Consider the following 4,705-nt stretch of genomic DNA (forward strand, 5'->3'; position numbering starts at 1 on the left):
CGCCTATGCCCCATGCCTGTGCCTGTTCGTCTGCTTGTTTGTAACTGCTGGAATATTGTTTCAGGAATTCGGCTTTTTCGGCTTCGTTCAGGCTATTGTATTTGTTTAGTATCTCTCCGCCTTCTGTTTGCAGTTGCTCTTCTGCCGCTTTTTTCGCCTGCTGCTTTTCTTTGTCCGCTTTGTTTGCCATATCTGTGCTTAGTGTACGTACGCTTTGCATGATGGTGGCGGTGGCATCAGCTACGGCCTGCTGTTTGTCCATAATCTGCTGTAAATCCGGCAGTTCATTTACTTTGCTGTGTGCTGTGCTGATGTCGCTGTGGATGCCCAGTTCTTCTACGCTGGTTTCTTTGCCGTTTATAATTATCTGCCCCGGGCTTAGGGTGGCATGTGTGGTGGTATGGTCGCTGCCGCTTTCGTATTGTGGCAGGCCGGGGGTGTAACTCGGATTGCCTACTGGCCCCGGGCCGTCTCCGGAAAAACCTCCTCCTATCGATGCATTGCTGGCATGGAAGTCGGAGTGGTTTTCGATGTCCTTGAAGGTAAGACTGTTGGTGGTAAGCTGGTTATGTTCTTTGTCTGCAGTGGATCCGATGGCTCCTCCCTGCAAATCTACGCTATCGGCTTTGATGTGGTAACCATCTTTACCGGCAAATAATCCAGATTGCTGGTTGACGCCATTAAGGTGACCAGAAGCATTGCTGCTGCTAAAATTACCTGAGGCTTCCCATACGCTACCCAATCCGCCCTGTACATGCAGGCTGGCTCCGCTGTTTTTGATGACTTGGTCTATTTTGTCCTGCGGACTGATTATGCTCAGTTTGCCGCCAATGTCTGCATTGATACTGTTGGCAGTGGCCTGTGACTACTATCAGTGTGGCTGGAGCAGGTAGGCTTTTATGTGGGATGCCCTGTTATCATTCAGATTGAACAGGGCAAGTTAGTGATAGAGATTGATTTACGAGTCTAAAAAACTATAACTTATAAATAATCTTTAATTCTTTTATATAAAAACTCATAAAAATCGGCAGCATAAAACACTCCATTTTCTTTGCCTAAACGTAAATAAATTGGACATTCATTTTTATGACTTTTATTATAATTAAAATAAAATTCTTCTCCAAAATCTGTCCTACTTACTACTATTTCATTCTTTTCATGAAGATTATCTCTAATATCAATTATATAGTTGTAAACTATATCACCTCCTACGGCATTTTCGAAATCTATTTCATATATACTAAAGATTTCTTCTCCATTTATATCACCACCACCATATTCAGCAAGAAACCATTTGTATGAATCGCTAAAAGTAATGTTCATATACATTTCTGCTTTGCTTATCCATTCATCACTCGGTGCATTATCGGGAGAACCAAAGTTAATAATATCTAAATTAAGATCAATTAATTTTTTAACATCATTAGGAGTAATTTTAATTTTCATAGTTTGCAGCCCTATTTTTCCAATACTGTTTTTTCCAAGATTCAAATTTGTTTCTATTTATACCAGACGGTATTGTATTTGTATTAACATGAATAGTTGAGTGATTTTCCTTGTGAAATTTTTGAGTTACTTCTGCAATTGGACCATTTTGCCTTTGAGTCATATGATGCAAATTGACTGATCTACCATCACTTCCTATAGGAGCTAATCCATTTGCCATACGTTCTAAATTTGTTCCTGTCACTGTTTTACCGTTTACCTTCCATGAACTTACAAAATTCGGATCAAATAAATCATTACGTTGATAAACTTTATTACCATTATATTCTATAGGATCTTTGCTCCAATATTTTCGCTCTTGCCCAAAATATTTTGCTGCATCAGCCTGTGTTACACCACTCGTTCCCTTTCCAGCTTTACTAGCCACTTTGTCGCCATCTTTACTTGCCTTTGGTTCTGTATTCCCTTTCCCTCCACTCTGCTTCCCACCACGTGATTCACTTACCGTAGAAGATTGTGGTTTATCTTTAATTACTACTCCGTTTGCTGTTACTAGACTTCTACTATGACTATTATATCGGTTGGTTATGGCCTTTATTTCATCCATTGAAAACGCTTTTCCGCGTTTTATGCTCATAACGTTTAGCATTGTTCCCAGACTCATCCCTGTCCCGTACAATGCATCTACCTGATCTGATAGTGAATATGAACTTAGGGCTTGCCCTGCTATCTGGAATTGCAGTACCCGCATCCCTATTTGCTGCTCTGTTGCTCCTGATTGCTTCATATCTCTTACTAGATTTGTGAGCGTTATTTTCTGGAACGCAGCATTGGCTATTTTTCCTGACGGTGTCCATTTCTGGGCATCCATATTAAATATCGGGGTTCCCCATCCATCCTGACTCTCTCCTGCTCCTTGCATCATCTTGCTGGCATAGCTGGTTAGTAATATCTTGGACTCTTCTTCTGTCAGCTGTCCTTTCAGATACAGACTTAGTATGATTTGTGAGGCCTCTTCTGAGGCTTTTTTGTAATTCTCTATAACCTGTTGTTGACATTCTTTGGTTTGACATGCATCGTATTTTCTTTGGTAATCATCCGCACTTTGTACCCCGCTATTTGCGCATTACTCAGTGACCCTCCGCTTAGTCCCCCTGCTACTGTCCCTATCGCTGACGATAGGTCTCTTATGCTTCCTTTTACGTTTTCCGGCAATCTGTTCGGGTCTAGTTCTCCTGTGGTGGGGTCTATTGCTTCTGGATACTGCTCTTTTGGCAGATGGTTTATTAAGTACTGGGCTGCCAATTCTGCACTAGTCGCGCCTGCCGCGCCTGCTATTGACGCAGATTAGCGGGTACCAACACTGCTACCCGCTAACACAACTAACTTCAAAGGAGTTAACTATGACTAAAGTATATTTTTAGCTAAATTCAACAACAGGCAAAACACCGCACCACAACCCAATAAGCGGTTTTATACTGTCGGTTATGTGCCACAAGGCATAAAACCCAAACCCAGACCACAACTAACTATTAAAGGCAGGTGGCTGGAACAAATAGGCTTTTATACCAGACGCCCTGTGGTCATTAAAGTTGAGCACAATAAGCTAATTATTGAATTTGTGTTCCTGTTTCAAACAACAAGTGAGATCCCCCCACTGATTAGGTGGGGATCATTATCGTTATGATATTTTTGTCATTATATTCTTAATAATGGGTTCAACAGATAGTTCTAACTTATCGCTATCTATCGTATAACGGTTTAATTCAATTTGATTTTCTGCATCAAAAAGTAATTCTCTTAACCATTTCTCTTCTAATGCTAAAATTTGGTGTTCAGCCTCATAAATGCTAGATTGTATTTCTTCTACACCGATTTCTTTGTTCAAAAAAGAATCACATTTTTTTTTCAATTTATTAACAACATCAGGATATATCCAATTCATCACTTTTCACTCCGTCTTAAAATGGTCACAATAATTTTACCGTTACTTTCGGTAACAACACCTACATCACCGCTCCAATGCACAATCCTCTCTACACCATTAACTGTAGAACTCGTTTTTGTTCCATTCTGTATAGTGTGCTCTACGATGCCAGGAGAAATATTACGACCAGCGCCAACTGTACCGGCTGGAGATCCTAATCCTGAAGGTTGCATCCTATCAACTGCATGTTGTGAATATAATCTATCGCCAATCTGGGCATATTGTTTACCGTCAATAGTCTTTTTTTTGTAGTTTTGCCAAGAATTCCATTCTAAAGAATTCCCAGTCGTCCCCTTTCCAGCTTTACTAGCTCCTTTGTCGCCATCCTTACTTGTCTTTGGTTCTGTATTCCCTTTCCCTCCACTCTGATTCGCACCACGTGATTCGCTCACCGTAGAAGATTGTGGTTTATCTTTAATTACTACTCCGTTTGCTGTTACTAGACTTCCACTATGACTATTATATCGGTTGGTTATGGCCTTTATTTCATCCATTGAAAACGCTTTTCCGCGTTTTATGCTCATAACGTTTAGCATTGTTCCCAGACTCATCCCTGTCCCGTACAATGCATCTACCTGATCTGATAGTGAATATGAACTTAGGGCTTGCCCTGCTATCTGGAATTGCAGTACCCGCATCCCTATTTGCTGCTCTGTTGCTCCTGATTGCTTCATATCTCTTACTAGATTTGTGAGCGTTATTTTCTGGAACGCAGCATTGGCTATTTTTCCTGACGGTGTCCATTTCTGGGCATCCATATTAAATATCGGGGTTCCCCATCCATCCTGACTCTCTCCTGCTCCTTGCATCATCTTGCTGGCATAGCTGGTTAGTAATATCTTGGACTCTTCTTCTGTCAGCTGTCCTTTCAGATACAGACTTAGTATGATTTGTGAGGCCTCTTCTGAGGCTTTTTTGTAATTCTCTATAACCTGTTGTTGACATTCTTTGGTTTGACATGCATCGTATTTTCTTTGGTAATCATCCGCACTTTGTACCCCCGCTTTTTTCAGCTTTTCATTTATTTTTCTTTCCTGTGCATTAAGCTTGCTTTCTCCTTTGCTGTTAATTAAGGCATTATTCTCTACTGCATTTTGCCCAAGCTCTCCTGCTATCTGCGCATTACTCAGTGTTCCTCCGCTTAGTCCCCCTGCTACTGTCCCTATCGCTGACGATAGGTCTCTTATGCTTCCTTTTACGTTTTCCGGCAATCTGTTCGGGTCTATTTCTCCTGTGGCGGGATCTATTGCTTCTGGATACTGCTCTTTTGGC

At 41.1% G+C, this 4,705-nt stretch carries 8 protein-coding genes; 2 read left to right on the forward strand and 6 right to left on the reverse strand.

Features of this window, described 5'->3' with window-relative positions:
* Window positions 1-742, reverse strand: a 742-nt coding sequence (locus tag BHC43_RS08905) for a hypothetical protein (RefSeq protein ID WP_218966485.1), incomplete at its 3' end; no start/stop codon positions are given.
* Between the two features lie 132 nt (window positions 743-874).
* Here BHC43_RS08905 and BHC43_RS11020 point away from each other — a divergent pair.
* Entirely contained in the window at window positions 875-970 is a 96-nt protein-coding gene (locus tag BHC43_RS11020; RefSeq protein ID WP_100157169.1) for a SymE family type I addiction module toxin, read from the forward strand.
* A gap of 11 nt (window positions 971-981) precedes the next feature.
* On the opposite strand, the gene BHC43_RS08915 is transcribed toward BHC43_RS11020, so the two are convergent.
* From BHC43_RS08915 to BHC43_RS08925, 3 genes are all read right to left on the reverse strand, one after another.
* On the reverse strand, window positions 982-1,446 hold the full coding sequence (locus tag BHC43_RS08915; RefSeq protein ID WP_100157170.1) for an SMI1/KNR4 family protein: 465 nt from the start codon (window positions 1,444-1,446) through the stop codon (window positions 982-984).
* Window positions 1,436-2,371 carry an HNH/ENDO VII family nuclease gene (locus tag BHC43_RS08920; RefSeq protein ID WP_218966486.1) on the reverse strand — a complete coding sequence of 312 codons (936 nt, stop codon included), beginning with the start codon at window positions 2,369-2,371 and terminating at the stop codon, window positions 1,436-1,438. The genes BHC43_RS08915 and BHC43_RS08920 overlap by 11 nt, the downstream gene beginning before the upstream one ends.
* Window positions 2,372-2,484: 113 nt before the next feature.
* Window positions 2,485-2,751, reverse strand: a complete 267-nt coding sequence (locus tag BHC43_RS08925; RefSeq protein ID WP_100157171.1) for a VENN motif pre-toxin domain-containing protein — start codon at window positions 2,749-2,751, stop codon at window positions 2,485-2,487.
* Between the two features lie 109 nt (window positions 2,752-2,860).
* Between BHC43_RS08925 and BHC43_RS11025 the strand changes: the two genes are divergently transcribed.
* Window positions 2,861-3,133, forward strand: a complete 273-nt coding sequence (locus BHC43_RS11025) for a SymE family type I addiction module toxin (protein ID WP_100157172.1) — start codon at window positions 2,861-2,863, stop codon at window positions 3,131-3,133.
* On the opposite strand, the gene BHC43_RS08935 is transcribed toward BHC43_RS11025, so the two are convergent.
* Both BHC43_RS08935 and BHC43_RS08940 read right to left on the reverse strand, forming a co-directional pair.
* On the reverse strand, window positions 3,128-3,394 hold the full coding sequence (locus BHC43_RS08935; protein ID WP_218966488.1) for a hypothetical protein: 267 nt from the start codon (window positions 3,392-3,394) through the stop codon (window positions 3,128-3,130). The genes BHC43_RS11025 and BHC43_RS08935 overlap by 6 nt on opposite strands.
* The coding region (locus BHC43_RS08940) for a VENN motif pre-toxin domain-containing protein (protein ID WP_180297468.1) at window positions 3,391-4,705 on the reverse strand (1,315 nt) is incomplete at its 5' end. The genes BHC43_RS08940 and BHC43_RS08935, both read right to left, overlap by 4 nt.

It is taken from the genome of Snodgrassella alvi, assembly GCF_002777855.1.
GTDB classification, from domain to species: Bacteria; Pseudomonadota; Gammaproteobacteria; order Burkholderiales; family Neisseriaceae; genus Snodgrassella; species Snodgrassella alvi_E.

Excerpts from the sequence above, each read along its gene's own strand:
- BHC43_RS08915 (WP_100157170.1), bottom strand. The coding sequence starts at position 1,446 with ATGAAAATTAAAATTACTCCTAATGATGTTAAAAAATTAATTGATCTT.
- BHC43_RS08920 (WP_218966486.1), bottom strand. The coding sequence starts at position 2,371 with ATGATGCAAGGAGCAGGAGAGAGTCAGGATGGATGGGGAACCCCGATA.